This window comes from Kinneretia sp. DJ1R-11 (assembly GCF_025717595.1).
Taxonomy (GTDB): domain Bacteria; phylum Pseudomonadota; class Gammaproteobacteria; order Burkholderiales; family Burkholderiaceae_C; genus Paucibacter_A.
The window spans coordinates 235,209-257,064 of record NZ_JAJIRR010000005.1 but is presented as its reverse complement, the minus strand read 5'-3'; the positions used below and the strand labels follow the sequence as shown (position 1 = coordinate 257,064).

At 66.7% G+C, this 21,856-nt stretch carries 23 protein-coding genes and 1 pseudogene; 18 read left to right on the top strand and 6 right to left on the bottom strand.

The features are described 5' to 3' along the window. Positions 1 to 60: 60 nt before the first annotated feature. A complete protein-coding gene (locus LNV23_RS11485) occupies positions 61 to 858 on the top strand; it encodes an MBL fold metallo-hydrolase (RefSeq protein ID WP_263563101.1) in 798 nt (265 codons plus the stop codon). 85 nt (positions 859 to 943) lie between these two features. Here LNV23_RS11485 and LNV23_RS11480 read toward each other — a convergent pair whose 3' ends face one another. The 3 genes from LNV23_RS11480 to LNV23_RS11470 all read right to left on the bottom strand — a co-directional run bounded on the left by LNV23_RS11480 (position 944) and on the right by LNV23_RS11470 (position 3,000). After that, a complete protein-coding gene (locus tag LNV23_RS11480) occupies positions 944 to 1,147 on the bottom strand; it encodes a hypothetical protein (RefSeq protein WP_263520452.1) in 204 nt (67 codons plus the stop codon). Between the two features lie 179 nt (positions 1,148 to 1,326). Then, positions 1,327 to 1,860 carry a hypothetical protein gene (locus tag LNV23_RS11475; protein ID WP_263563100.1) on the bottom strand — a complete coding sequence of 178 codons (534 nt, stop codon included), beginning with the start codon at positions 1,858 to 1,860 and terminating at the stop codon, positions 1,327 to 1,329. After that, complete coding sequence (locus LNV23_RS11470; protein WP_263563099.1) at positions 1,861 to 3,000, bottom strand: JmjC domain-containing protein; 1,140 nt, start codon at positions 2,998 to 3,000, stop codon at positions 1,861 to 1,863. A gap of 183 nt (positions 3,001 to 3,183) precedes the next feature. Here LNV23_RS11470 and LNV23_RS11465 point away from each other — a divergent pair, with 183 nt between their 5' ends. The 6 genes from LNV23_RS11465 to LNV23_RS11440 are packed head-to-tail and all read left to right on the top strand — an operon-like array spanning position 3,184 to position 11,144. Beyond that, complete coding sequence (locus LNV23_RS11465) at positions 3,184 to 4,467, top strand: efflux RND transporter periplasmic adaptor subunit (RefSeq protein WP_263563098.1); 1,284 nt, start codon at positions 3,184 to 3,186, stop codon at positions 4,465 to 4,467. Positions 4,468 to 4,526: 59 nt separating this feature from the next. Then, positions 4,527 to 5,312: an ABC transporter ATP-binding protein gene (locus LNV23_RS11460; protein ID WP_318023229.1), complete on the top strand. Its 786-nt coding sequence runs from the start codon at positions 4,527 to 4,529 to the stop codon at positions 5,310 to 5,312. Beyond that, positions 5,312 to 7,774, top strand: a complete 2,463-nt coding sequence (locus tag LNV23_RS11455; protein WP_263563097.1) for an FtsX-like permease family protein — start codon at positions 5,312 to 5,314, stop codon at positions 7,772 to 7,774. The genes LNV23_RS11460 and LNV23_RS11455 overlap by 1 nt, the downstream gene beginning before the upstream one ends. Before the next feature lie 54 nt (positions 7,775 to 7,828). Further along, positions 7,829 to 9,214 carry a sigma-54-dependent transcriptional regulator gene (locus LNV23_RS11450; protein WP_263563096.1) on the top strand — a complete coding sequence of 462 codons (1,386 nt, stop codon included), beginning with the start codon at positions 7,829 to 7,831 and terminating at the stop codon, positions 9,212 to 9,214. After that, positions 9,211 to 10,587, top strand: a complete 1,377-nt coding sequence (locus tag LNV23_RS11445; protein ID WP_263563095.1) for a sensor histidine kinase — start codon at positions 9,211 to 9,213, stop codon at positions 10,585 to 10,587. The genes LNV23_RS11450 and LNV23_RS11445 overlap by 4 nt, the downstream gene beginning before the upstream one ends. Before the next feature lie 32 nt (positions 10,588 to 10,619). Then, complete coding sequence (locus LNV23_RS11440) at positions 10,620 to 11,144, top strand: FKBP-type peptidyl-prolyl cis-trans isomerase (protein WP_263563094.1); 525 nt, start codon at positions 10,620 to 10,622, stop codon at positions 11,142 to 11,144. A 15-nt stretch (positions 11,145 to 11,159) separates the two neighbouring features. Here the strand turns inward: LNV23_RS11440 and LNV23_RS11435 are convergent, their stop codons facing one another. Next, positions 11,160 to 11,381 (bottom strand): SlyX family protein, encoded by a 222-nt coding sequence (locus LNV23_RS11435; protein ID WP_263563093.1) that lies wholly within the window; start codon positions 11,379 to 11,381, stop codon positions 11,160 to 11,162. A 54-nt stretch (positions 11,382 to 11,435) separates the two neighbouring features. Here LNV23_RS11435 and LNV23_RS11430 point away from each other — a divergent pair, with 54 nt between their 5' ends. From LNV23_RS11430 to LNV23_RS11400, 7 genes are all read left to right on the top strand, one after another. Next, on the top strand, positions 11,436 to 12,239 hold the full coding sequence (locus tag LNV23_RS11430) for a sulfurtransferase (protein ID WP_263520443.1): 804 nt from the start codon (positions 11,436 to 11,438) through the stop codon (positions 12,237 to 12,239). Beyond that, the gene (locus tag LNV23_RS11425) at positions 12,236 to 13,240 is read left to right on the top strand and encodes an alpha/beta fold hydrolase (protein ID WP_263563092.1); all 1,005 of its coding nucleotides are present in this window, start codon (positions 12,236 to 12,238) and stop codon (positions 13,238 to 13,240) included. The genes LNV23_RS11430 and LNV23_RS11425 overlap by 4 nt, the downstream gene beginning before the upstream one ends. A 63-nt stretch (positions 13,241 to 13,303) precedes the next feature. Further along, positions 13,304 to 14,098: an ABC transporter substrate-binding protein gene (locus tag LNV23_RS11420; protein ID WP_263563091.1), complete on the top strand. Its 795-nt coding sequence runs from the start codon at positions 13,304 to 13,306 to the stop codon at positions 14,096 to 14,098. Positions 14,099 to 14,123: 25 nt separating this feature from the next. Continuing rightward, positions 14,124 to 14,816, top strand: coding sequence for an ABC transporter permease (locus LNV23_RS11415; RefSeq protein ID WP_263563090.1), 693 nt, complete (start codon positions 14,124 to 14,126; stop codon positions 14,814 to 14,816). Beyond that, positions 14,813 to 15,499, top strand: coding sequence for an ABC transporter permease (locus LNV23_RS11410; protein ID WP_263520439.1), 687 nt, complete (start codon positions 14,813 to 14,815; stop codon positions 15,497 to 15,499). Before LNV23_RS11415 ends, LNV23_RS11410 begins: the two co-directional genes overlap by 4 nt. A 25-nt stretch (positions 15,500 to 15,524) precedes the next feature. Beyond that, the gene (locus tag LNV23_RS11405; RefSeq protein WP_263563089.1) at positions 15,525 to 16,652 is read left to right on the top strand and encodes a succinylglutamate desuccinylase/aspartoacylase family protein; all 1,128 of its coding nucleotides are present in this window, start codon (positions 15,525 to 15,527) and stop codon (positions 16,650 to 16,652) included. A gap of 34 nt (positions 16,653 to 16,686) precedes the next feature. Beyond that, positions 16,687 to 17,475: an ABC transporter ATP-binding protein gene (locus LNV23_RS11400; RefSeq protein ID WP_263520437.1), complete on the top strand. Its 789-nt coding sequence runs from the start codon at positions 16,687 to 16,689 to the stop codon at positions 17,473 to 17,475. Positions 17,476 to 17,509: 34 nt separating this feature from the next. On the opposite strand, the gene LNV23_RS11395 is transcribed toward LNV23_RS11400, so the two are convergent. Together LNV23_RS11395 and LNV23_RS11390 are read right to left on the bottom strand one after the other, a co-directional pair. After that, a complete protein-coding gene (locus tag LNV23_RS11395) occupies positions 17,510 to 18,220 on the bottom strand; it encodes a DUF599 domain-containing protein (protein WP_263563088.1) in 711 nt (236 codons plus the stop codon). Positions 18,221 to 18,266: 46 nt separating this feature from the next. Then, a complete protein-coding gene (locus LNV23_RS11390) occupies positions 18,267 to 18,992 on the bottom strand; it encodes a pirin family protein (protein WP_263563087.1) in 726 nt (241 codons plus the stop codon). Between the two features lie 111 nt (positions 18,993 to 19,103). Here LNV23_RS11390 and LNV23_RS11385 point away from each other — a divergent pair, with 111 nt between their 5' ends. The 4 genes and pseudogenes from LNV23_RS11385 (at position 19,104) to LNV23_RS11370 (ending at position 21,777) form a co-directional block, all read left to right on the top strand. Next, entirely contained in the window at positions 19,104 to 20,072 is a 969-nt protein-coding gene (locus LNV23_RS11385) for a LysR family transcriptional regulator (protein WP_263563086.1), read from the top strand. Next, positions 20,072 to 20,986, top strand: a complete 915-nt coding sequence (gene gluQRS, locus LNV23_RS11380) for a tRNA glutamyl-Q(34) synthetase GluQRS (protein WP_263563085.1) — start codon at positions 20,072 to 20,074, stop codon at positions 20,984 to 20,986. The genes LNV23_RS11385 and gluQRS overlap by 1 nt, the downstream gene beginning before the upstream one ends. A 53-nt stretch (positions 20,987 to 21,039) precedes the next feature. Then, positions 21,040 to 21,399: pseudogene (locus LNV23_RS11375) on the top strand (FKBP-type peptidyl-prolyl cis-trans isomerase); the annotation flags it as partial. A gap of 30 nt (positions 21,400 to 21,429) precedes the next feature. Next, positions 21,430 to 21,777: an FKBP-type peptidyl-prolyl cis-trans isomerase gene (locus LNV23_RS11370; protein ID WP_263563148.1), complete on the top strand. Its 348-nt coding sequence runs from the start codon at positions 21,430 to 21,432 to the stop codon at positions 21,775 to 21,777. Positions 21,778 to 21,856: the final 79 nt, after the last annotated feature.

Here is a 21,856-nt window from a genome sequence, read left to right as displayed (position 1 = left end):
AACGCCGCCGCCCCAAGGGTGGGCGGCGTTTTTCATTGACCATCAGGATCGAAAAGCACCATGGGCATGCGTTTTTGCAGCCTGGGCAGCGGCAGCGGCGGCAACGCCACGCTGATCGAGGCCAGTCAGGGCATCACCGACACGCAGATCCTGGTTGATTGCGGCTTCAGCTTGCGCGAACTGACACGGCGCCTGCTGCGCGCCGGCAGCACGCCGGAGGCGCTCAGCGCGGTCTTCATCACCCATGAGCATGGCGACCATGCCGGCTGCGTGCTCAAGCTGGCGCAAGCCCACCGGATTCCGATCTGGACCAGCCGCGGCACTTGGGGCGCCATTGAGCGCCGCGCCGCTGACCTGGACGGCTTCGACCGCAAGCTGCTGCATTTCACCCGCAGCGGCGACACCCTGGAACTCGGTGACTTGCAGCTGCAGCCCTTTGCCGTGCCGCACGATGCCGAAGAACCGCTGCAGCTGCGCTGCAACGATGGGCAACAGCATCTGGGCGTGATCACCGACCTGGGCCATGTCTGCGCCAGCGTGGTCCAGGCTCTGCAAGGCCTGGATGCCTTGCTGCTGGAATGCAACCACGACGAAGCGCTGCTGCGCGCCTCCAACTATCCCGCCAGCCTCAAGCGCCGCATCCTCGGCACCCATGGCCATCTGTCGAATGAGGCCAGCGCAAGCCTGCTGACTTCACTGCTTCATTCGGGCCTTGGCGCGGTAGCCGCGGCCCACCTGAGCGAGCGCAACAACCGCCCGGAGTTGGCGGCGGCGGCCGTGGCGGCGGTGCGCGGCTGCCGGCCCGAGGAAGTGCCTGTCGCCTCGCAGGCCGAGGGACTGGACTGGATCACGCTCTGAAGCGCGGGACCAGCAGCAAACAACAGGCGTGAAAAAACCGCCGGGCCTTGCGACCGGGCGGCTTTATCAAGTGATCGGAGACCGATTACTTGCTGGCAGCAGCCGAAGCAGCGTCAGCAGCGGCAGGAGCCGATGCGTCAGCAGCAGGAGCCGAAGCGTCCATGGCGGGAGCAGCAGGAGCCGAAGCTTCCACAGCGGGAGCGGCCACGGGAGCGGCTTCTTCCTTCTTGCCGCAAGCGGTCAGAGCAACAGCAGCCAGCACAGCAGCCAACAGGATCGACTTGTTCATACTTGTCCTCAAAATTCGTTAAACGAAGATGCAATTACCGGTAATTTTTTGAAGCAACGCCACGACGCAAACACTTTTCAGCAGCGCGCCGTCGCAGAACTTCGGCATGACAAGGCGAGGAAAACCTCGAGCGCTTTCTTCACCTAGCCGCCAATTATAGCCATTGCTTTTGGCATCTTTTACAGGCCCAAGGTGGTCGCTGCAAAGCTTTCGTAAGAATGTTGTGCGATCGCGTCAAACCATTCCTTCCATCGCACAAGTTCGGCCGCATCGAAAGACACGCTGCCGCGCCAGTTGCGCGTACTCAACAAACGCACGGTGACACAGGCCGACTCAGAACGGGCCCAGAACAAGGCCACCGGCCCGCCCGGCCCGACAGCGGCCATGGCCTCGGGCTCGAAGGCTCGCGCTTGCACGCAGTGCCCGTAGCGCCCACGCCAGGCCACAAATCGTGGATGCGCACGGCGCATGCCGTCGAACTGCGGCGCCAGCAAGCGCAGGCAGCGTGCGGATGGCAGCGGCCGCGCCCAGCGGCTCAGCTCGTCCAGCAGCCCAGCCTCTGACCAGGGCCAAAGGCTGAAATCCGGATCGAACGCACCGAGCTCAACACTGTCCTGCGCGCATGCCTGGGCGACAGCCAGACGCAGGGCCTGCTGAAACTCGGCACGGCCGCTGAACTCACCGGCTTGCAGCGGAGCTGGGCCCGCTGCCAATCAAGCCTCCGCGTTGGCATCGGACACTCGCACCCAGCCGTCTTCGGCCCAGAGGTTCAGCAAGTCGCGCGCATCTTCGGACAGCTGCAGCACCTGCTTGCCCGTCAGCTCGCGCTGGTCAGCCAGAACCCGCATCAGGCGCGCATCGCGGCCGCCGGCTCGGAAGGACTCGCCGTTGATGAAGACATGGGCCGCGTCGTACATCATGCGACTGCGTCGATCCAGGCAGGCACCCGCCCCGGCCGGCAAGGTTTGCCCCGGATCAATCCACACGCGCGGCTTGGGCTCGGTGAGTGCCTCGCCCAGCGCCCGCTCCAGGGCCAGGGGCTCGCGCAACGCACGCTCGACCGCATCGCGGGAAAAGTCCAACAACTGCTGAGGCACCAAGCCCGGCGCCTCGGTGGCCGGCTGCTTCGGATCGGCATACATGCGGTTGGCATAACTCTTGGAATCATCGTCCATCAAGCGCTGGAGCAGCTCGCGCGCCAGCTCGGCACGCCAGGGCGTGCGAAAGCCCACCGAGCAGGTCATGCACTCGCCGATGGCAATGCCGTCGTGAGCCCAGCCGGGCGGCAGGTAGAGCATGTCGCCGGCTTCGAGCACGAACTCTTCTTCCGGCTCGAAATCAGCCAACAGCTTGACCGGCACGCCTTCACGCAGCGCACCCGTGGTCGCCACACCCTGGCGGCCGATGCGCCAGCGGCGCTGGCCATGAACCTGGATCAGGAAGACATCGTAGGAATCGAAGTGCGGGCCAACGCCGCCACCGTCGCTGGCGTAGGAGATCATCAAGTCGTCCAGCCGCGCCTCGGGCACGAAACGGAACTGCGCCAGCAGCTCATGCGCAGCCTGCACATGCAAATCCAAGCCTTGAACCAAGAGAGTCCATCCCGGCTTGCTGAAAGGCGGTAGCTTGGCCACCGGCCCCTGCTTGAGGGCCCACTTGTCGTTGAATTGCGAGACTAGGCGTGACTCCACATCCTCGCTGGCAGCCAGTACAGCCAACTCGCTGCGGCTGACCGGCGGGCGGATGCCGGGCAAAGCCTGACGCACCAGCAGCGGCTTTTTCTGCCAATGGCGGCGCATGAATTGTTCGGGGCTGAGGCCGCCCAGCAGCGGAAGTTTGGCTTGGATGTTCATGAGCGCATTGTCGCCTGTGCCTCGCCGGCCGCTGTCCCGGAAGCGGGACGGGATGCCGATCCGCCGTCCCAATATCGCAATGCCTCCCCTGGCATTGGGTGCCGATCCGTGTCGCCAAGCCCTTGAACACGGCCCTGGCGCGCCTGCCAGGCAGCTGGCACGGCTCCTGCAATAGCTTGAGCCATGGACCTTCAAAGAACCCTCACCCCCGCCCAGCGCTGGCGGCGCCGCGCCAGCCGGCCGGCCTTTCTGATCCTGGCCTTGCTGCTGGTCTTGAGCCTGGCCGGCGGACTGCTGGCCCTGCGCCTGCGGGCCGCGCCGATCGAGCTGACCGCATCCGCCCGCGGCATCCAATTCGCCGCCGTCGAACGCGGGCCGCTGGCCCTTGATGTGCGAGGCAGCGGCGTGCTGGTGTCCAGCGATCCGCGCTGGATCACCGCGCAAAGCGAGGCCCGCGTGGAGCGCCTGCTGGCCCAGGCCGGCAGCAGCCTGCACCAAGGCGAGCCCCTGATGGTGCTGAGCAACCCGCAGCTGCAGCAACGCGCACAGGAAAGCCGCTGGCAGCTGGAACAAGCGCAGGCCGAGCTCAAGGCCTTGCAGGCCAGCCTGGACAGCCAGGCCATGAATGCCCAGGCGGCAGTGCAGCGCGCGGAATTCAGCGCCCGCAGCGCCGAGCTGCAATGGCAGGCCGACCAAGAGCTGCTCAAGGACGGCATGGTCTCCAAGCTGGCCTTCCAGCGCAGTCGCTTCAGCGTCGAGCAAGCTGGCCAGACCTTGCAACTGGAGCGCGAGCTGCTGCTGCAGCACCGCGCCGCCATGCAAGCGCAACTCGATGCCAAACGAGCGGCGCTGGCACGCCTGCACAAAGCCTGGCAACGCGATCTGGAACTGGTCGAGGCCCTGCAGGTGCGTGCGCCCAGCGACGGCGTCGTGCAAGAGCTGACCCTGCAAGCCGGCCAGAGCGTGGCCGCCGGCGCGCTGCTGGCCAAGCTAGCCCGAGCCGACGCCTTGTACGCGGAAATCCAGGTGCAGGAGGCACAGGCGCGCGACATCGCCGTCGGCCAGAGCGCGCAGATCGACCTGCGCAGCGGCGAGCCCGCGGGCCTGCTGCGGGCCGAGGTCAGCCGGGTGGCACCCAAGCTCAGCAACAGCCTGCTCAAGGTGGATCTGCGCCTGCTCGACCCCCTGCCCCGCGGCGCCCGACCCGACCTCGGCATCGACGGCAGCATCGCCCTGAGTCGCCTGGCCGAGGCCGTGCAGGTCCAGCGCCCGGTCTTCAGCCAGGCCATGAGCCAGGCCCAGGTCTACCGCCTGGTCGGCGACGACCTGGTCGAGCGGGTCAGCGTGCAGTACGGCCCCGCCTCGGTCGGCCGCATCGTCATCCAAAGCGGTTTGCAAGCCGGCGACCGCATCGTCATTTCTGACACCAGCAGCTGGCGCCTGGCCGAGCGCGTGCGCCTGCGCTGAACAGCACCAGTTTTTTGAGCCCTATATTCATCGCCACGAAGAAAAGAGAGATACGCACCATGAACCCGAACAGCAACCAGCACAGCCAGGCGGTCGAAGCCCCGCTGATTCGCCTGCAAGGCATCCAGAAAAGCTTCCTCAGCGACGAGCTGGAGACGCGCGCGCTCGACGAGGTCAGCCTGGAGGTGCGCAGCGGCGAGTTCCTGGCCGTCAGCGGCCCTTCAGGTTGTGGCAAGTCCAGCCTGCTGTCCATCCTCGGCCTGCTCGACAGCCCCAGCGCCGGGCGCTATGAACTGAACGGCCAGCGTGTCGACCAGTTGGACAAGCGCGCCCGTGCCCTGCTGCGCAACCGCCAGATCGGCTTTGTCTTCCAGGCCTTCAATTTGATCGGCGACCTGAACGTCGAAGACAACGTCGCCCTGCCGCTGAGCTACCGACCCGAGATGAGCCGCGCCGAGCGACGCGCCCGCGTGGCCGAGGCCCTGGCTCAAGTGGACATGGCTCACCGGGCTCGCCACCATCCAGCCCAGCTCTCGGGCGGCCAGCAGCAGCGCGTGGCCATCGCCCGCGCCCTGGTCGGCCAGCCCAGCCTGATCCTGGCGGACGAACCCACCGGTAACCTCGACTCACGCAATGCCGAGCTGGTGATGGAGCTGCTGCAAAGCGTTCATGCTCGAGGGGCCACACTCTGCATGGTCACCCACGACCCGCGCTACGCCGCACTGGCCCAGCGCACCGTGGCCCTGTTCGATGGCCGCATGGTGGCGGATCTGCCGACGGCTGCCTTGTACCCCGGCAGCGCCAAAGCGGCTGCAGGTGCGTCCGCAGTGGCGGAGGCCCTGTGATGCTGGACGATCTGCGCCACACCTGGCAGTCCTTGCTGCGCCATCCCGGCCATGCCCTGCTGAGCCTGCTGACTCTGAGCTGCGGCCTGGGCTTCGCCATCTACGCCGCTGGCGTGTACTTCAGCTTCACCGCCGGTGACCTGCCCTTCCCAGAGCCCGAACGCCTGGTCGCCATCGAAGCCAGTCGCGACGGAGAGCGCAGCCAGGCCAAGAGCGTGCACTACCTCGACTTGCTCGAGTACCAGCGCCAGACGCCCAGCCTGGAGGGGCTGCTGCCCCTGCAGACGGGCATTGCCACCCTGGGCGGCCACAAGCAGTACCCGGCCAATTTTCAAGTGGCCCATATACCGGCCGAGATCTGGCCCTGGCTGGGCGCGGCGGCTCGCCCGCAGCTGGGCCGAGCCCTGCAAGCCAGTGACAGCCAGCCCGGCGCTGCACCGGTGGCGGTGATCGGCGCCGAGCTCTGGCGTCGCTTTCTCGGCGCCGACCCCTCCATCGTCGGCAGCCGGCTCAAGATCAACGGCGTGGACACCGAGATCGTCGGCGTCTTGCCCGGCGCCCTGCGCTTTCCCATGACACAGGAACTCTGGCTGCCCTTCCGGCCGCCGGCTGGTCCGCTCACGCGCGGCCAGAGCTACTCCATGGGTACGCCGCAGCATGTGTTGGCCCTGGGTCGACTCAAGCCCGGCGCCAGCCGGGAACAAGCCACGAACGAGCTGAACTTGAGCGCCCAGCGCCTGGCCCAGGACTTTCCGGCGAGCAACCGCCGCGTCGGCGCCCTGGCCCTGCCCTATGCCGCCTGGGGCATGCCCGATGTCGAGATGATTTATCTCGGCCTGGCCGGCGCCGGAGCGTTGCTGCTGGCCCTGGTCTGTCTCAACACCGCCAATCTGCTGCTGGCGCGCGCCAACGAACGGCGGCAAGAGCTGGCCGTGCGTGCCGCCCTGGGCGCGCCGCGCGGCCGCCTGGTGATGCAAATGCTGATCGAGACCTGGCTGCTCTGCCTGGTCGCCGCCGCACTGGGAGTGTTCTTCAGCGCCTGGGCCCTGGAAGCCACCCAGCAGGCCGTGGCCGCCACGGCCGATGGACGCCTGCCCTTCTGGATTCATTTCGCCATGCGTCCGCAAGCGGCCCTTGTCGGCCTGGGCCTGAGCTTGCTGACGGCCCTGGCCACCGGCCTGCTGCCGGCCTGGCGCGCCTCGGCGGTGGACCTGAACGCTGTGCTGCGTGACGGCCGCGGAGGCCAGGGCCGGGCCAGCGGACGATTCGCCCGCGCCCTGGTCTGGTTGCAGATCGCACTCTCGAGCCTGCTGCTGCTGGCCTCGGGCCTGCAAACCTATGTGGTGCACCAGCGCCTGACGGCAGGCACCGGCGCTCGCATGGAGGGCGTGTTGACTGCCCGTCTGACGCCGCGCCAGGCCGAATACGCTGGCAACAGCGACGCAGCCCGCGCGGCACGTGAGGGCTTGTGGAACCGCCTGGAGGCCCGGCTGGCCGAGGCCGCCGCCAGCGCCGGAGCCCGTCTGGCCCTGTCCACCAGCCTGCCCGGCGGCGGCATGATCGACACCGATGAAATCCTGCCCGAAGGCATGACGGTGCAGGAGAACCACTATCCCCTGGGCGGCAACTACCGCATCAACGCTGGCTTCTTCCAGGCCATGGAAGTGAAGCTGCTGGCCGGTCGCGAGTTCGGCCCGCAGGACCGCGTCGACAGCCTCAAGGTGGCGGTGGTCAACCAGAACTTTGCCCAGCAGCACTGGCCCGGGCAAGACCCGCTGGGCAAGCGCTTTGCCATCGTCGAAGGCGATGCGCAAAAGCGCATCGGCGCCTGGATCACCGTGGTCGGCGTCACCCCGCATGTGCTGCAAGGCATCGGCCGGGAGCGAGGCCTGCGGGCCGCCAACTTCTACCTGCCGATCAGCCAGCACGCGCCGGGCGATATGGGCATCGCCCTGGTCGGCGTGCCCGACAACACCGCCAGCCGCGAGCTGCTGGCCCGCGCCGTGGCCCAGACCGACCCGGGCTTGGCGCTGGAGCAGGTGTTCAGTGCTGAAGAACGCCAACGCATCGCCCACGGCGGCGAAGACGTGATGGCCGCCATGAGCCTGATCCTCGGTCTGCTGACTCTGGGCCTGGCCAGCAGCGGCATCTACGGCGTGACCAGCCGCGCGGTGCAGCTGCGCAGCCAGGAAATCGGCGTGCGCCGTGCCGTCGGCGCGAACGATGCGCAGCTGATGCGCATGCTGCTGGGCCAGGCCTTGCGTCTGCTGGCCCTGGCCCTGCCCCTGGGTTTGCTCGGCGGCGCCCTTGCCCTGGCTGGCGAGCTGGGCAGCAGCTTGCCGCTGGGACTGGGCGTCACGGCCGTGGCCTTGCTGATCACGGGCCTGGTGCTGTTCTCGACCTGGCTGCCGGCGCGACGGGCCTTGCGCCAATCGCCCACGGCGGCCCTGAACAGCCCTTGAAAGCCGACCCGAAAGCCTGGGCGAGAATGCCCTTGCCATGAGTCCAACGCATCGATGAGCGCCACACCTGCTTCCAGCCTGCCCATCCTGGTGGTCGACGACGACGCGGCCGTGCGCAGTGCCTTGCGCATGTTCATCAAGAGCGAGGGCCGGTCCTGCGAGCTGGCTGACTCGCCCGAGCAGGCCCTGGCGGTCCTGGCCAAGGCGGAATTCGGTCTGCTGTTGGCCGACCTCAACTACGCCCGCGACACCACCTCGGGCCAGGAGGGTCTGGACCTGATCGCCCGCGCCCGCGCGCTCGATGCCCATCTGCCCATCGTCGCCATGACGGCCTGGGGCAGCGTGCCCCTGGTCGTGCAAGCGCTGCAGGGCGGCGCCAACGACTTCATCGAAAAGCCCTGGGACAACACCCGCCTGGCCGGCATCATCCGCAGCCAGCTGGCCTTGGGAGAGAGCCTTCGTCGCGCCCAGCGCCTCGCGGCAGAGAACGCGCTCTTGCAAGCCGGCAGCGGTGAACGCCCCTGGATCGGCCGCTCGACACCCATGCAGGCCTTGATGGCCCAGGTGGCAGCGGTGGCGCCGGCGGATGTGAACCTGCTCATCCGGGGTGAAAACGGCAGCGGCAAGAGCCAGTTGGCGCAGGCCATCCACCGCCAGTCCGCGCGCGCCGCTGGACCTTTCATCAGCGTCAATATGGGCGCCATCCCCGAGACCTTGTTCGAGAGCGAGATGTTCGGCCACGAGAAAGGCGCCTTCACCGACGCCCGCCAGGCCCGCATCGGCCGCTTCGAGCTGGCCGACGGTGGCACGCTGTTTCTGGATGAGATCGGCAACATCCCCCTCGGCCAACAGGCCAAGCTGCTGCAGGTGCTGGAAGGCGGGCAGTTCGAACGCCTGGGCTCGGCCCGCTCGCGCCGCGCCGATGTGCGCCTGATCGCGGCCAGCAATGCCGATCTGGACGCCATGGTCGAGCAGGGCCTGTTCCGGCGCGACCTGCTGTACCGAATCAACAGCGTGCAACTGACCCTGCCACCGCTGCGCGAGCGCGGCCAGGACATCCTGGACCTGGCTCGGCATTACCTGGCTGAGTTCGAGCGCCGCTACCAGCGGCCGCCCAAGCAATTGAACGAGGCGGCGCAGGCCGTGCTGCTGGCCCATGCCTGGCCCGGCAATGTGCGGGAACTGGCCCACTGCATGGAACGCGTCAGCCTGCTGGCACCGGCGGAGCAGATCACGCCGGCCGACCTCGGCTTGAGCCCAGCGGCTACGACGGTTCCGGCCAGCACCTTGCTACCGGCCGAGTTGACACTGGAGGAGGCCGAAAAGCTGTTGATCCGCACCGCCTTGCGCCGCTGCGGCGGCAATGCCTTGCAGGCGGCCCAGGCCCTGGGCCTGAGCCGCTCGGCCTTCTACCGCCGGCTGGAGAAGTACCAGCTGTGAGCGCTGCGAGCGAACGCGTCACTCCGGGGCTGGCACTGGCGGCCGGTCGCGGCTTTGCAGGCCAACTGCGCCGCGCAGCCCTGATCGGCGGCGCGCCGGCCTGGGCTCTGGTCTGTCTGCTGGTCTGGCAACAAACCTGGCTGATCTATCCCAAGCTGCTGTGCATCGCCCTATGCAGCCTGGCCTGGCTGGGCACGGCCGCCTGGCTGCATGCGCGGGCCGAACACCAGAGGCGCCTGCTCGGCCATGTCATCGAGGCCATGGCCAGCGGCGACTACAGCCAGCGCCTGCGCCTGCAAGGCGGCTCGGCCGAGCCCGACGAGCTGGCCACCCAGCTCAACAACCTGGTCGACAGCCTGCACCGCCAGCGCCTGCAATCCCTGGCCGCCGAGCGCCTGGCCGAGAACGTGGTGCAAACCTTGGATGTGGCGGTGTTCGCCTTTGACGCGCAGCAGCGGCTGCAGCTGGCCAACCCCAGCGCCCTGGGCCTGCTGCAACGGCGCCGCGAACAGGCCATCGGCCGCAGCGCCACCGAGCTGGGCCTGGACGAACTGCTGGGTGCCGACCCCGAGGCCTTGCGCGAACAGGTCTTTCCCGGCGCCGCCGGTCTCTGGCGGCTGCGCCAGCATCACTACGAGGTCGAGGGCCAAGCGCGCCGCCTGCTCTTCGTCAGCGACCTCAAGCAGGTCTTGCGCAGCGAGGAGCTGCAAGCCTGGCAGCGCCTGCTGCGCGTGCTCAGCCACGAAGTGAACAACTCGCTGGCGCCGATTGCCAGCCTCAGCGACACGCTGCAACGGCGCCTGGAGGCCCTGGGGCCCGAAACATCAGAGCCCAGCGCCGATTGGCGCGCCGAGCAGGCCGAAGCGCTGAGCCTGATCCACGAACGGGCCCGCCATCTGGCCGATTTTGTGCGCCGCCATGCGCAGCTGGCGCGGCCGCTGGAGCCGCGCAAGCGTGTGTTTGACCTGCTGGCCCTGCTGCGCCGTCTGCCGGCTCTGCTGCCACAAGCGCAGCTGACGCTGGAATTCGACGGCAGCTTGCCGGAGGCCCTCGAGTTCTACGGCGACCCGGGTTTGATGGAGCAGCTCTTCATCAATTTGCTGAAGAACGGCATCGAGGCCGGCGGCGCGCCGCTGCAGCTGCGCTTGCAGGCCGAACCGCTGCAGATCACCTTGCTGGACCGCGGCTGCGGCCTGGCCAACCCGGCCAATCTGTTTGTGCCCTACTACACCACCAAGGCCCAGGGCAGCGGCATCGGCCTGGTGCTGGCGCGCCAGATCGCCGAGTGCCACCAAGGCAGCTTGCAGTTGCAGGCGCGCTCCGACGGCCCGGGTTGCCAAGCCCAGCTGCGCTTTGCCCGGCCCCAGGGCTGAGCCAGGGCAAACCCTTGTGGAACAATACGGCCATGCAAATTTCCGCCCCCTGTGTGGTCTCCCTGAGCTGGAGACTCGAAGATGCCCAAGGCCAGTTGATCGACGAGCTGGCCGAACCGCTGGAGTTTTTCTACGGTGGCAATGATCTGTTCGCCAAGGTTGAAGAAGCCCTGCTTGGCCAGGAAGCCGGCTTCGAAGCGGCCGTGGCCCTGGAGCCCGAGCATGCCTTCGGCGACTACGACTCCCGTCTGGTCTGTTTCGAGGCGCGCAGCCTCTTCCCCGATGGCGTCGAGCCCGGAATGCAGATCGAAGGCCTGCCCGAAGGCGCCGTGACCGAAGACATGCCGGACGGTCTGATCTTCACCGTCACCGAAGCCTACCCCGAGCATGTGGTGCTGGACGGCAACCACCCGCTGGCCGGTGTGGGCCTGCGCATGTACATCAAGGTGCGCGATGTGCGCGAGGCCACGGCCGAGGAAATCGAGGTCGGCAGCCTGGGCGAAGCCGTGTTCAGCGTCGGCATGGCCGGCGCACCGGACGGTGAGCCGCTGCACTGAAGTCGCGAAGTCGCCTCAGTAGTGAGGCGGCAATTCGTCGCGCAGGCTGCGAAAGCCCGGCCCGCTCGCTTCGGCAGCCGGCCGCTCACGCAAGGCCAGCAGTTCCCGCGTCAAGGCGTCGAGCTGCTGCTGCTGGCGAACGATGATCTGATTCAGCTGTTCCACCAGGTCTTCGGTGAACGAAGCCTTGATTTCCAGATCGACCAGGCGGGTCTCGATATTCTGCAGGGTGTCCATCTGCACATTGGAACACCGGCCACGCCGACCTGACTGCCTACAATTCGCCCGACCATGCCGAACGCCAACGCCCTGCCCGTTCTCAATATTTCTTCCTACAAGTTCGTGCCGCTGCCGGACTGCGCAGCGCTGCGCGACCTACTGCACGAGCGCGCCCTGGCCCTGGAGCTCAAGGGCACGGTGCTGCTGGCGGAAGAAGGCATCAATCTGTTTCTGGCCGGCCCCGGCGAGGCGGTGATGGCCTGGGTGGACGCCTTGCGCCAGGATGCGCGCTTTGCCGACCTGACGCCCAAGGAAAGCTGGAGCGAGGCCGTGCCCTTCAAGAAGCTGCTGGTCAAGGTGAAGCCGGAAATCATCCGCATGAACCACCCGACCATACGCCCCGACCAGCAGGCGCGCGCCCCGGCCCTGCCCGCCGCGACTCTGGCCCGCTGGCTGGACCAAGGCCATGACGACGAAGGCAGGCCGGTGGTGACCCTGGACACACGCAATGCTTTCGAGGTCGACTACGGCACCTTTGAAGGTGCCATCGATTGGCGCATCCACAAGTTCAGCGAGTTTCCCGAGGCCGTACAGGCCCATCGCGAAGAGTTGCTGGGCAAGACCGTGGTGAGCTTCTGCACCGGCGGCATCCGCTGTGAAAAGGCGGCCATCTATCTGCAGCAGCAGAATCTGGACGGCCCGGTCTATCAGCTCGAAGGCGGCATCCTCAAGTATTTCGAAGAGACCGGCGGCCCGCATTACCAGGGCAGTTGCTTTGTATTCGACCAGCGCGAGGCCTTGGGCGCCGCGCTGGAGCCGGCCACCGAAATCCAGCGCCCGGCCAGCGAGGCCCACCGCGCCGCGGCGCCACGATGAGCCGCCGGCCTCTCAAGGAGGACGCCGACGGCGGGCGAACCATGGGGCACAAGCTGGCCGCTTGGTCGCTGCGTGTATTCGGCGCGCTGCTGTTCATCGCGGCGCTGCTGTTCGGCGCCAGCAAGGCCCCGGACCGCAGCCTGGAAAGCCTGGTGCCGCAATGGGCACCGCCGCCCTCGGACTTCATCGAACTGCGCGGTCAGCCCATCCACATACGTGACCAGGGCCCGGCCGGCGACTCCGTGCCTGTGCTCCTGCTGCACGGCACCAGCAGCAGCCTGCACACCTGGGAAGGCTGGGTGAAGACTCTGGCGGCCCAGCGCCGAGTCATCAGCGTCGATCTGCCCGGCTTCGGCCTCAGCGGCCCCAGTCCCACGGCCGACTACCGCGACGAGGCGTACCTCGATTTCATGGCCGCCCTGCTCGATCATCTGAAGCTGGAGCGTGTCATCCTCGGCGGCAACTCCCTGGGCGGGCAGATCGCTTGGCAATACGCCGTGCGAGCGCCCGAGCGGGTGCAGGCCCTGATCCTGGTCGATGCCGCCGGCTACCCCTTCGCACCGCAAGAGGTGCCGCTGGCCTGGCAGGCGAGCCGCCTGCCCTTGATCGGACCGCTGAGCGAGCATGTGCTGCCACGCAAGCTGGTCGAGTACAGCGTCCGCCAGGTCTACGGCAACCCGAATCTCGTCAACACTGCGCTGGTGGATCGTTACTTCGAGCTGACGCTGCGGGCCGGCAATCGCACAGCACTGCGCCAGCGCCTGGACCAGTGGCGCGGCGGCGAGCAGGCCGCCAAGATCCAATCCCTGCGTCAACCCACCCTGATTCTCTGGGGCGAACGTGACCGCCTGCTGCCTCCGAGCGACGCGCAGGCCTTTGCGCGCGACATCGCCGGCAGCCGCCTGGTGATGCTGCCCGGTTTGGGCCATGTTCCGCAGGAAGAAGACCCCGCCGCCTCGCTAAAGCCGGTGCTCGAGTTCTTGCATACGCTCAAACCCTAGGTAGCAAGTGCTGCGAAGCAATGCAAGATCAACCCTTCCTTTTTTGACCCCTCTGGAGAGGCCATGCAAAAACGTCATCTGATTGTCCTGAGCACCTTTGTCGCCCTGGCTTGCGGTTCTTTCGCCGCCCAGGCTCAAGCCCCGGAATGGAAAAAGATCCGCATCGGTGTGGAAGGCGCCTACCCGCCCTTCTCCGAAGTTGGTGCCGATGGCAAGCTCAAGGGCTTCGAGATCGACCTGGCCATGGCCTATTGCGCCGAAATCAAGGCCGAGTGCACCTTGGTGCAGCAGGACTTTGACGGTCTGATCCCGGCCCTGCAAGCGCGCAAGGTCGACGCCATCATCGCCTCCGTCTCCATCACCGACGAGCGCAAGAAGGCCATCGCCTTCTCCAATGCCTACTACAACACCCCGGCCCGCTTTGCCGCCAAGGCCGATGCCAAGCTGGACGTCTCGCCGGCTGGCCTCAAGGGCAAGAAAATCGGCGTGCAGCGCGCCACCATCCATGAAAAATTCGTGGACGCCACCTTCAAGCAAAGCCAGATCGTGCGCTACGCCACCCAGGATCAGGCCTTCCTGGACCTGAAGTCGGGCCGCATCGACCTGACCCTGGCTGACCTGGTCGCCATCGACCAAGGCTTCCTGGCCAAGCCCGAAGGCAAGGGTTTCGCCTTCGTCGGCCCGAGCTATGACGATGTCAAGTACTTCGGTGTGGGCTCCGGCGTGGGTATGCGCAAGGCCGATGCCGCCTCACTGGGCAAGAAGTTCAATGACGCGATTGCTGCGGTCGCCGCCAACGGCACCTTCAAGAAGCTGAACGACAAGTACTTCGCGTACGACATCGCCCCCAAGAAGTAAGTAAGTAGTAGAAGCGAAGTTTTCGATGTTCCTGCATGGCTTTCTGAACAGCCTGCTGGAGGGAGCCGGGGTCACGCTGAGCGTGGCCCTGGCCTCTTTGGCGATGGCCATGGCCCTGGGTTTGCTGGGCGCCATCGCCAAGCTCTCCAAGTTCCGCTTCGCACGCGGTCTGGCCTACCTGTACACCACGCTGATCCGCGGCGTGCCCGATCTGGTGCTGATGCTGCTGATCTTCTATGGCGGCCAGGTGGCAGTGAACGAGATCGCCCTCAGGCTGGGCCATGAGGAATACATCGACATCAACCCCTATGTCGCCGGGGTGCTGACCATCGGCTTCATCTTCGGTGCCTACCTGACCGAGGCCTTCCGCGGCGCCTTTCTGGCCGTGCCACCGGGGCAGCGCGAGGCCGGCCTGGCCTTTGGCCTGAGCGGCTGGCAGATTGCCTGGCGCATCACCCTGCCGCAGATGTTCCGCCATGCCCTGCCGGGCCTGTCCAACAACTGGCTGGTGCTGATCAAGAGCACCGCCATCGTCTCGGTGATCGGCCTGTCCGACCTGATGACGCGCGGCCAGCAGGCCGCCGGCTCGACCCGCGAGCCCTTCGTCTTCTACCTGGCCGTGGCCCTGATCTACCTGAGTTTCACCAGCGTGTCGGAGCTGATCTTCAACTGGCTGGAAAAGCGATTCTCCATCGGTGTGCGCAAGGGGACGCTGTGAACCTGGAAGCGATTCAAGAAAACCTGCCGCTGTATTTGAGTGGTGCCCTGGCCACCTTTGAACTGCTGGTGATTTCACTGCTGCTGGGCCTGCTGATCGCCGTGCCCCTGGGCGTGCTGCGAAGCCTGCGCGGCAGCTGGATCTCGCGCGTGATCTGGGTCTACACCTATGTGTTCCGCGGCACCCCCATGCTGGTGCAGCTGTTTCTGATCTATTACGGCCTGGCCCAGTTCGAGGCGGTGCGCGAGAGCTTTGCCTGGCCCTGGCTGAGCTCGGCCTGGTTTTGCGCCTGCCTGAGCTTTGTGCTCAACACCGGCGCCTACACCACCGAAATCATTGCCGGCAGCATCCGTGCCTTGCCCGCCGGCGAGATCGAAGCCGCCAAGTCCCTGGGCATGAGCCGCTGGGTGATGTTCCGCCGCATCGTCCTGCCCTCGGCCCTGCGCCGCTCGCTGCCGGCCTACAGCAATGAAGCGATCTTCATGCTGCACGGCACCTCGCTGGCCAGCATCGTCACCATCATGGACCTGACCGGCGCCGCGCGCCAAGTCAACTCGACCTACTACATCCCCTTCGAGGCCTTCATCACCGCCGCGGTCTTCTACTTCCTGATGACCTTGAGCCTGGTGGCCCTGTTCCACAAGGCCGAGGCACGCTGGCTCAAGCCCTTGATGCCACGCTGAAACCCGAACCCGACACTGTCCTCCCATGCAGATCCAGACCCATCCCCTGATTTCCCCGGCCCCGGGCACGCAGCGCGAGCTGATCTCGCTGCACTACGGCCAGCCGGCCGGCGAGCGCATCGGCCAGAAGGCCTACATCCAGGCCTCGCTCCATGCCGATGAGCTGCCCGGCATGCTGGTGGCCCACCACCTGCGCAAGAAGCTCGATGCCCTGCAAGCCGCCGGGCGCGTCACGGGCGAAGTGATCCTGGTGCCCATGGCCAACCCGATCGGCCTGTCGCAGCAAATGCTGTACATGCACATGGGCCGCTTCGAGACCACGACGGGTGAGAACTTCAACCGCCACTACCCCGACCAGATCGAGGCCACGGCCCTTGCCGCGGAAGGCGAGTTGAACCAGGACGCCGACCACAACACCCGCGTGCTGCGTCGCGAGCTGAAAAAGGCCGTGGCCGCTGCCCCGGTGGACACGGAGCTGCAAGCCCTGCGTCGCACCCTGATGAGCCTGAGCTGCGATGCCGACATCGTGCTCGACCTGCACTGCGATGCCCAGGCCGTGATGCACCTCTACACCGAGACGCCTTGCTGGCCCGAGTGCGAGGTGCTGGCTCGTTTCATCGGCTCACGGGTCACCCTGCTGGCCCAGGAAAGCGGCGACTCGCCCTTCGACGAGGCTTGCTCGCAGACCTGGTGGAAATGGGCCAAGCGCTTCGAAGGCAAGTTCCCGATCCAGCAAGCTTGCATGTCCGTGACGGTCGAGTTGCGCGGCGCCGCCGATGTCGAACACGCGCTGGCCGAGGCCGATGCCCAGAACATCATCGACTTCTTGATCTACCGCGGCCTGATCAGCGGTGAGGCGCCGGCCTTGCCCGAGGCCGTCGGCGACGCCCGCCCACTGGCCGGCTGCATGCCGATCAAGGCACCGGTGGCCGGCGTGCTGACCTTTCTGCGCCAGCCCGGCGAGACCGTGGCGGCTGGCGATGTGCTGGCCCATGTGATCGACCCGATCAGCAATGCCGTGACCGAGCTCAGAAGCCCCGTCGATGGCCTGTTCTTCGCGCGCGACTTCGTGCGCTTCGCACCGGCCGGTATGAAGGTCGGCAAAGTGGCCGGCCTGCAGGCCTTGCGCACCGGCAAGCTGCTGGGCGCCTGAGTTCGAAGATAAGAAAACCAAGAAGCTGTCCGAGATGTCCACCGTGCCAGAAACCCAGCCCGCCAGCCTGATCGTCGAGAACCTGCACAAGCGCTACGGCGAACGTGAGGTGCTGAAGGGCGTGTCCCTGTCCGCCAAGAAGGGCGATGTGATCACCCTGATTGGGTCCTCAGGCTCCGGCAAGAGCACCTTTCTGCGCTGCCTGAACCTGCTGGAACAACCCTATGAGGGCCGACTGTCCCTGCGCGGTGAAGAGCTCAAGCTGGTGCGCGACCGCGACGGCAGCCTCAAGGCGGCCGATGCCAAGCAGCTGCAGCTCTGGCGCGCGCGCCTGGCCATGGTGTTCCAGAACTTCAACCTCTGGGCCCACCGCACGGTGCTGGAGAACGTGATCGAAGCACCCGTCCATGTGCTGGGCGTGCCCAAGGCCGAGGCGATTGCCAAGGCCGAGGCCTTGCTGGCCCGCGTCGGCGTCTCGCACCGCAAGGATGTCTACCCGGCCCAGCTCTCGGGCGGCGAACAGCAACGCGTGGCCATCGCCCGCGCCTTGGCGGTCGAGCCCGAGGTGATGCTGTTCGACGAGCCCACCTCGGCCTTGGACCCCGAGCTGGTCGGCGAGGTGCTCAAGGTCATGCGCGACCTGGCGGCCGAAGGGCGCACCATGATTGTCGTCACCCACGAGATGGGTTTTGCCCGCGAAGTGTCCAACTACACCTTGTTCCTGCACCAGGGCAAGGTCGAGGAAGAGGGCCATCCGCGCGAGGTGCTGAGCAAGCCCAACAGCCCGCGCCTGCAGCAGTTCCTCAGCGGCGGCTTGAAGTAAGTAGCTAAGCCCGGGGCGCTCCGGCGCCTGGTACTTACTCGTCGCGCAGGACTTCCAGCACGTCCGAGTGGAACTCGCGCTGGTAGAGCACATAGATCACGCCCAGCGTCGAACCCATCAAGGCCAGCGGCGAGAAGAACCAGGCGATGGCGGCGAAGCTCAGGTAGTAGGCGCGCAGACCGTCGTTGAAGGTTTCGGCCGCCAGGCCCATGACGCGGCCGGCGCGCTTGGCAAAGGCTTCACGCGAGAGCTCGCCGCTCTCGAACTGCTCGGCGGCCGGCGCCGAGCCCACCAGCAAAGCGCCAAAGGTGTACTGGCGCATGCTCCAGGTGAAGCGGAAGAAAGCGTAGACAAAAATCGCCGTCAGCAGCACCAGCTTCATCTCGAACACCAGGTTCGATGTGCGGGCGGCAAAGGGCAGATCGCGCACCAACTCGGTGGCCTTGTCGCCCGCGCCCAGCACGGCCAGCAAGCCACCGATGATCAGGATGGTGGTCGAGGCAAAGAAGGACGGGCTGGTGGACAAGTTCTGCACCACCACCCCATCGATCACACGGACCTCGCGGTAAGTGACCTGCATCATCCAGCGCGTGCGCTCACGGTTGGTTGCGGCCAGCAAGGAGCCGCTGAACTGAGACTGGCGCCGGGCGAACACCGCGTAACCAACCCAGGCACCAAAAAACAGCAGCAGCGCCGCCCAGTCCAACAGTGGCAGCAAAGAAAGGGCGGAAAACAAACTTGTCATGGCCTCAACTGTAGGGGCAGTGGCTCCAGCCGATCGCAGGAAATACTCAGGCAATCAGATCAAACACCAACACCTCGGCATCCTGTCCAGCCTCCAGTCGCACGGCACTTTCACCGCGCAGCTGCAGGGCATCGCCGCCTTGCAGGGCCTGTCCATTGACCACCAAGCTGCCGCGCACCAGGTGCACATAGGCAATGCGTCCGGCCGCCAGCGGCAGCTCCGCCTGCTCGGCGCCGTCCAACAAGCCCGCGTAGAGCTTGGCATCGGCATGGATGTAGACAGCATCCGCGCCGGCTTCGCCCGAGGCCACCAGACGCAGGCGGCCACGCTTTTCTGCAGACGCAAAGTGCCGCTGCTCGTAACTCGGCTGCACGCCACGCTGATTGGGCTGGATCCAGATCTGCAGGAAGTGCGTGGTCTGACCCTCGGCATGGTTGAACTCGCTGTGGCGCACGCCACTGCCGGCACTCATGCGCTGCACATCGCCGGGGCGGATCACGCCGTCGTGGCCGCCGCCACCGGCCGCGCCATTGCCCATGCTGTCCTGGTGGGCCAGCTCGCCCTCTAGCACATAGCTGATGATTTCCATGTCGCGGTGACCGTGGGTACCGAAGCCGGTGCCGGCCGCAATGCGGTCTTCGTTGATCACGCGCAGATCGCCAAAGCCCATGCGGCGCGGGTCGTGGTAATCGGCGAAAGAGAAGCTGTGGAAAGACTTCAGCCAGCCGTGATCGGCAAAGCCACGTTCAGACGATTTGATCAGTTCCAGCATGTCCATCTCCTGTTTGAGCGCGCCATCGGCGCGGCATGGATGAACTGTAGAAGCCTTGCTCCTGCGCTTGGCGCTGGCCGCTTGAAGCCATCATTCAAATAAGATGAAGCCATGCCCCAACACCTCGACAAACGCCGCGCCCTGACCCCCGAGGCTCTGTCCATGATGGACACCATCGCCCGCACCGGCAGCTTCGCCGCCGCGGCCCGGGAAATGGGCCGCGTGCCCTCGGCCCTGACCTACAGCGTGCGCCAACTCGAAGAAGCGCTCGACGTGCTGCTCTTCGACCGCCGCAGTCGCCAGGCCGAGCTGACCGCCGCCGGCCAGGAGCTGCTGCTCGAAGGCCGGCGCCTGCTGCAGGAAATGGATGCCGTGGCCAATCGCGTGCGCCGCATTGCCACCGGCTGGGAAAGCGAGCTGACGATTGCCGTCGACGATGCCATCGCCCGGCGCGCCATCTTTGACCTCATGGAAGCTTTTTATCAGCTGCGCGACGAGGCCGGCCAGGCGCCGCCGACCCGTCTCAAGCTGCGCGTGGAAGTGATGGTGGGCACCTGGGAGGCACTGATGTCGGGCCAAGCCGACTTGGCCATCGGCACCTCGACCCAGCCGCCCAGCGCCGGCTTCAAATGCGAGCTGCTCGGCAATATGGAGATGATTCTCTGCGTCGCGCCTCACCATGCCCTGGCTTCAGCCTCCACGCCGCTGACGGCGGCGCAGATCGCCCAGCACCGCATCATCGCCGTGGCCGACACGGCGCGCAGCCTGGCGCCGCGCACCGTGGGCGTGCTGCCGGGTCAGGAGGTGCTGACCATGCCTTCGATGGCGGCCAAGCTGGAGGCGCTGATGCGCGGCCTCGGCTGCGGCTCCCTGCCCACGCCCATGGTGCGACGTCACATCGAGGCCGGCCGCCTGGTGCACAAGATCAGGGATCAGGAGCCGGGTGTTGTGCCCATGCACTACGCTTGGCGCGACAACGGCCAGCCGCCGGCTCGCGCCCTGGCCTGGTGGCTGAGCCAGCTGCAGAGCCCGGCCACCCGAGGCGCCCTGCTGGAACAGCACGAGGGGCTGCTGCTCTGATGCCGGCAAGCCTCGCTCGGCCCGGTTACACCGGCCGCTTCGCGCCCTCACCCACCGGCCCCCTGCATGCCGGATCCCTGGTCGCCGCCCTGGCCAGCTGGCTGGACGCACGCGCCCACGGCGGCCACTGGCTGGTCCGCATCGAAGATGTGGACGGCCCGCGCTGCCCGCCGGGCGCTGATCAGGTCATCCTGGCTCAGCTGGCCCGTTGTGGCCTGCTGCCGGACCAAACACCGCTCTGGCAGTCGCAGCGCAGCACGCGCTACCAAGCCGCGCTGGAGCGCCTGCAAGCGCTGGGCTGGGCTTACGGCTGCGCCTGCTCGCGCAAGGAGATTGCCGAAGCGCTGCTGGCCCAGGGGGGGGCGCCCGAGCGCCATGGCGAGCTGGTCTACCCCGGTACCTGCCGCGCCGGCGCCCAGGGCCGGGCGCCGCGCGCCTGGCGCCTGCGCAGCAGCACCGGGCCGCAAGACGAGAGCCATGTTCAGATCACCTGGCAAGACCGCCGCCTGGGCTCCCAGACGCAAGACCTGACCCTGGCCGTGGGCGACTTCGTGCTGCGCCGCGCCGACGGGCTCTGGGCCTATCAGCTGGCCGTGGTGGTCGATGATGCCGAGCAAGGCATCAGCGATGTGGTGCGCGGCGAAGACCTGGCCGACAACACGCCGCGCCAGATCCGCCTGCAGCAACTGCTGGCCCTGCCCACGCCGCGCTATCTGCACACGCCACTGGTGCTGGGTGCCAATGGCGAGAAGCTGTCCAAGCAGAACGGTGCCGCGGCGCTGCAGCTGGACGATCCCGTCCTGGCCCTGCGCAGCGCCGCCACGAGCCTGGGCCTGCCGCCGGACTTGCCCGGCACGAGCTCAGGCGAGTGGCTGGCGAGCGCCGTACAAGCTTGGCGGCTTTTGGTGGCATGATGCCGGCCTCTTCGTCCCCCTCTGGCGACTTGCGCTTTTTGAAGGAACCATCCATGAACACCACCCCCAGCGGCCTGCAGTTTGAAGACACCGTGGTCGGCGAAGGCGCCGTCGCCAAGTCCGGCCATGACGTGACCGTCCATTACACCGGCTGGCTCTACAACAAGGACGCCGACGGCAACTGGAGCAAGGGCGCCAAGTTCGACTCCAGCAAAGACCGCCGCGACCCCTTCAAGTTCGAGCTGGACGGCGGCATGGTGATCCGCGGCTGGGACGAAGGCGTGCAAGGCATGAAGATTGGCGGCACGCGCGTGCTGGTGATCCCGGCCGAGCTGGGCTATGGCGCACGCGGCGCCGGCGGCGTGATTCCGCCCAATGCCACCTTGATGTTTGAAGTCGAACTGCTGGCCCTGGCCGGTGGTGATGAAGCCATCGAGTTGAAGCTGAGCAGCCTGCCCAGCGGACTGCAGTTCGAAGACACCGTGGTCGGCGAGGGCGCCGAGGCCAAGGCCGGCCAGCGCGTCACCGTGCACTACACCGGCTGGCTCTACAAGAACGGCAACAAGGGCAAGAAATTCGATTCCAGCAAGGACCGCGGCGACCCGTTCCGCTTCCACCTGGCCGGCGGCGAAGTGATTCGTGGCTGGGACGAGGGCGTGCAAGGCATGAAGGTCGGCGGCACCCGCATGCTGGTGATCCCGGCCGAACTGGGCTATGGCGCGCGCGGCGCCGGCGGTGTGATCCCGCCCAATGCCACCCTGCTGTTCCAGGTGGAGCTGCTGGCTGTCTGAGCCGCGCCACGATGCTAGCAAAAAGGTCCTGCGGGGCCTTTTTTTCTTGGTCGAAGCCCGTGGGCACAGGACTAGCATC

Bases quoted from the DNA above. Each gene is read 5' to 3' on its own strand.
- LNV23_RS11485 (WP_263563101.1), top strand. From the start codon at position 61: ATGGGCATGCGTTTTTGCAGCCTGGGCAGCGGCAGCGGCGGCAACGCC.
- LNV23_RS11480 (WP_263520452.1), bottom strand. From the start codon at position 1,147: ATGAACAAGTCGATCCTGTTGGCTGCTGTGCTGGCTGCTGTTGCTCTG.
- LNV23_RS11470 (WP_263563099.1), bottom strand. From the start codon at position 3,000: ATGAACATCCAAGCCAAACTTCCGCTGCTGGGCGGCCTCAGCCCCGAA.
- LNV23_RS11465 (WP_263563098.1), top strand. From the start codon at position 3,184: ATGGACCTTCAAAGAACCCTCACCCCCGCCCAGCGCTGGCGGCGCCGC.
- LNV23_RS11460 (WP_318023229.1), top strand. From the start codon at position 4,527: ATGAACCCGAACAGCAACCAGCACAGCCAGGCGGTCGAAGCCCCGCTG.
- LNV23_RS11455 (WP_263563097.1), top strand. From the start codon at position 5,312: ATGCTGGACGATCTGCGCCACACCTGGCAGTCCTTGCTGCGCCATCCC.
- LNV23_RS11450 (WP_263563096.1), top strand. From the start codon at position 7,829: ATGAGCGCCACACCTGCTTCCAGCCTGCCCATCCTGGTGGTCGACGAC.
- LNV23_RS11440 (WP_263563094.1), top strand. From the start codon at position 10,620: ATGCAAATTTCCGCCCCCTGTGTGGTCTCCCTGAGCTGGAGACTCGAA.
- LNV23_RS11435 (WP_263563093.1), bottom strand. From the start codon at position 11,381: ATGGACACCCTGCAGAATATCGAGACCCGCCTGGTCGATCTGGAAATC.
- LNV23_RS11430 (WP_263520443.1), top strand. From the start codon at position 11,436: ATGCCGAACGCCAACGCCCTGCCCGTTCTCAATATTTCTTCCTACAAG.
- LNV23_RS11425 (WP_263563092.1), top strand. From the start codon at position 12,236: ATGAGCCGCCGGCCTCTCAAGGAGGACGCCGACGGCGGGCGAACCATG.
- LNV23_RS11420 (WP_263563091.1), top strand. From the start codon at position 13,304: ATGCAAAAACGTCATCTGATTGTCCTGAGCACCTTTGTCGCCCTGGCT.
- LNV23_RS11415 (WP_263563090.1), top strand. From the start codon at position 14,124: ATGTTCCTGCATGGCTTTCTGAACAGCCTGCTGGAGGGAGCCGGGGTC.
- LNV23_RS11405 (WP_263563089.1), top strand. From the start codon at position 15,525: ATGCAGATCCAGACCCATCCCCTGATTTCCCCGGCCCCGGGCACGCAG.
- LNV23_RS11400 (WP_263520437.1), top strand. From the start codon at position 16,687: ATGTCCACCGTGCCAGAAACCCAGCCCGCCAGCCTGATCGTCGAGAAC.
- LNV23_RS11395 (WP_263563088.1), bottom strand. From the start codon at position 18,220: ATGACAAGTTTGTTTTCCGCCCTTTCTTTGCTGCCACTGTTGGACTGG.
- LNV23_RS11390 (WP_263563087.1), bottom strand. From the start codon at position 18,992: ATGCTGGAACTGATCAAATCGTCTGAACGTGGCTTTGCCGATCACGGC.
- LNV23_RS11385 (WP_263563086.1), top strand. From the start codon at position 19,104: ATGCCCCAACACCTCGACAAACGCCGCGCCCTGACCCCCGAGGCTCTG.
- gluQRS (WP_263563085.1), top strand. From the start codon at position 20,072: ATGCCGGCAAGCCTCGCTCGGCCCGGTTACACCGGCCGCTTCGCGCCC.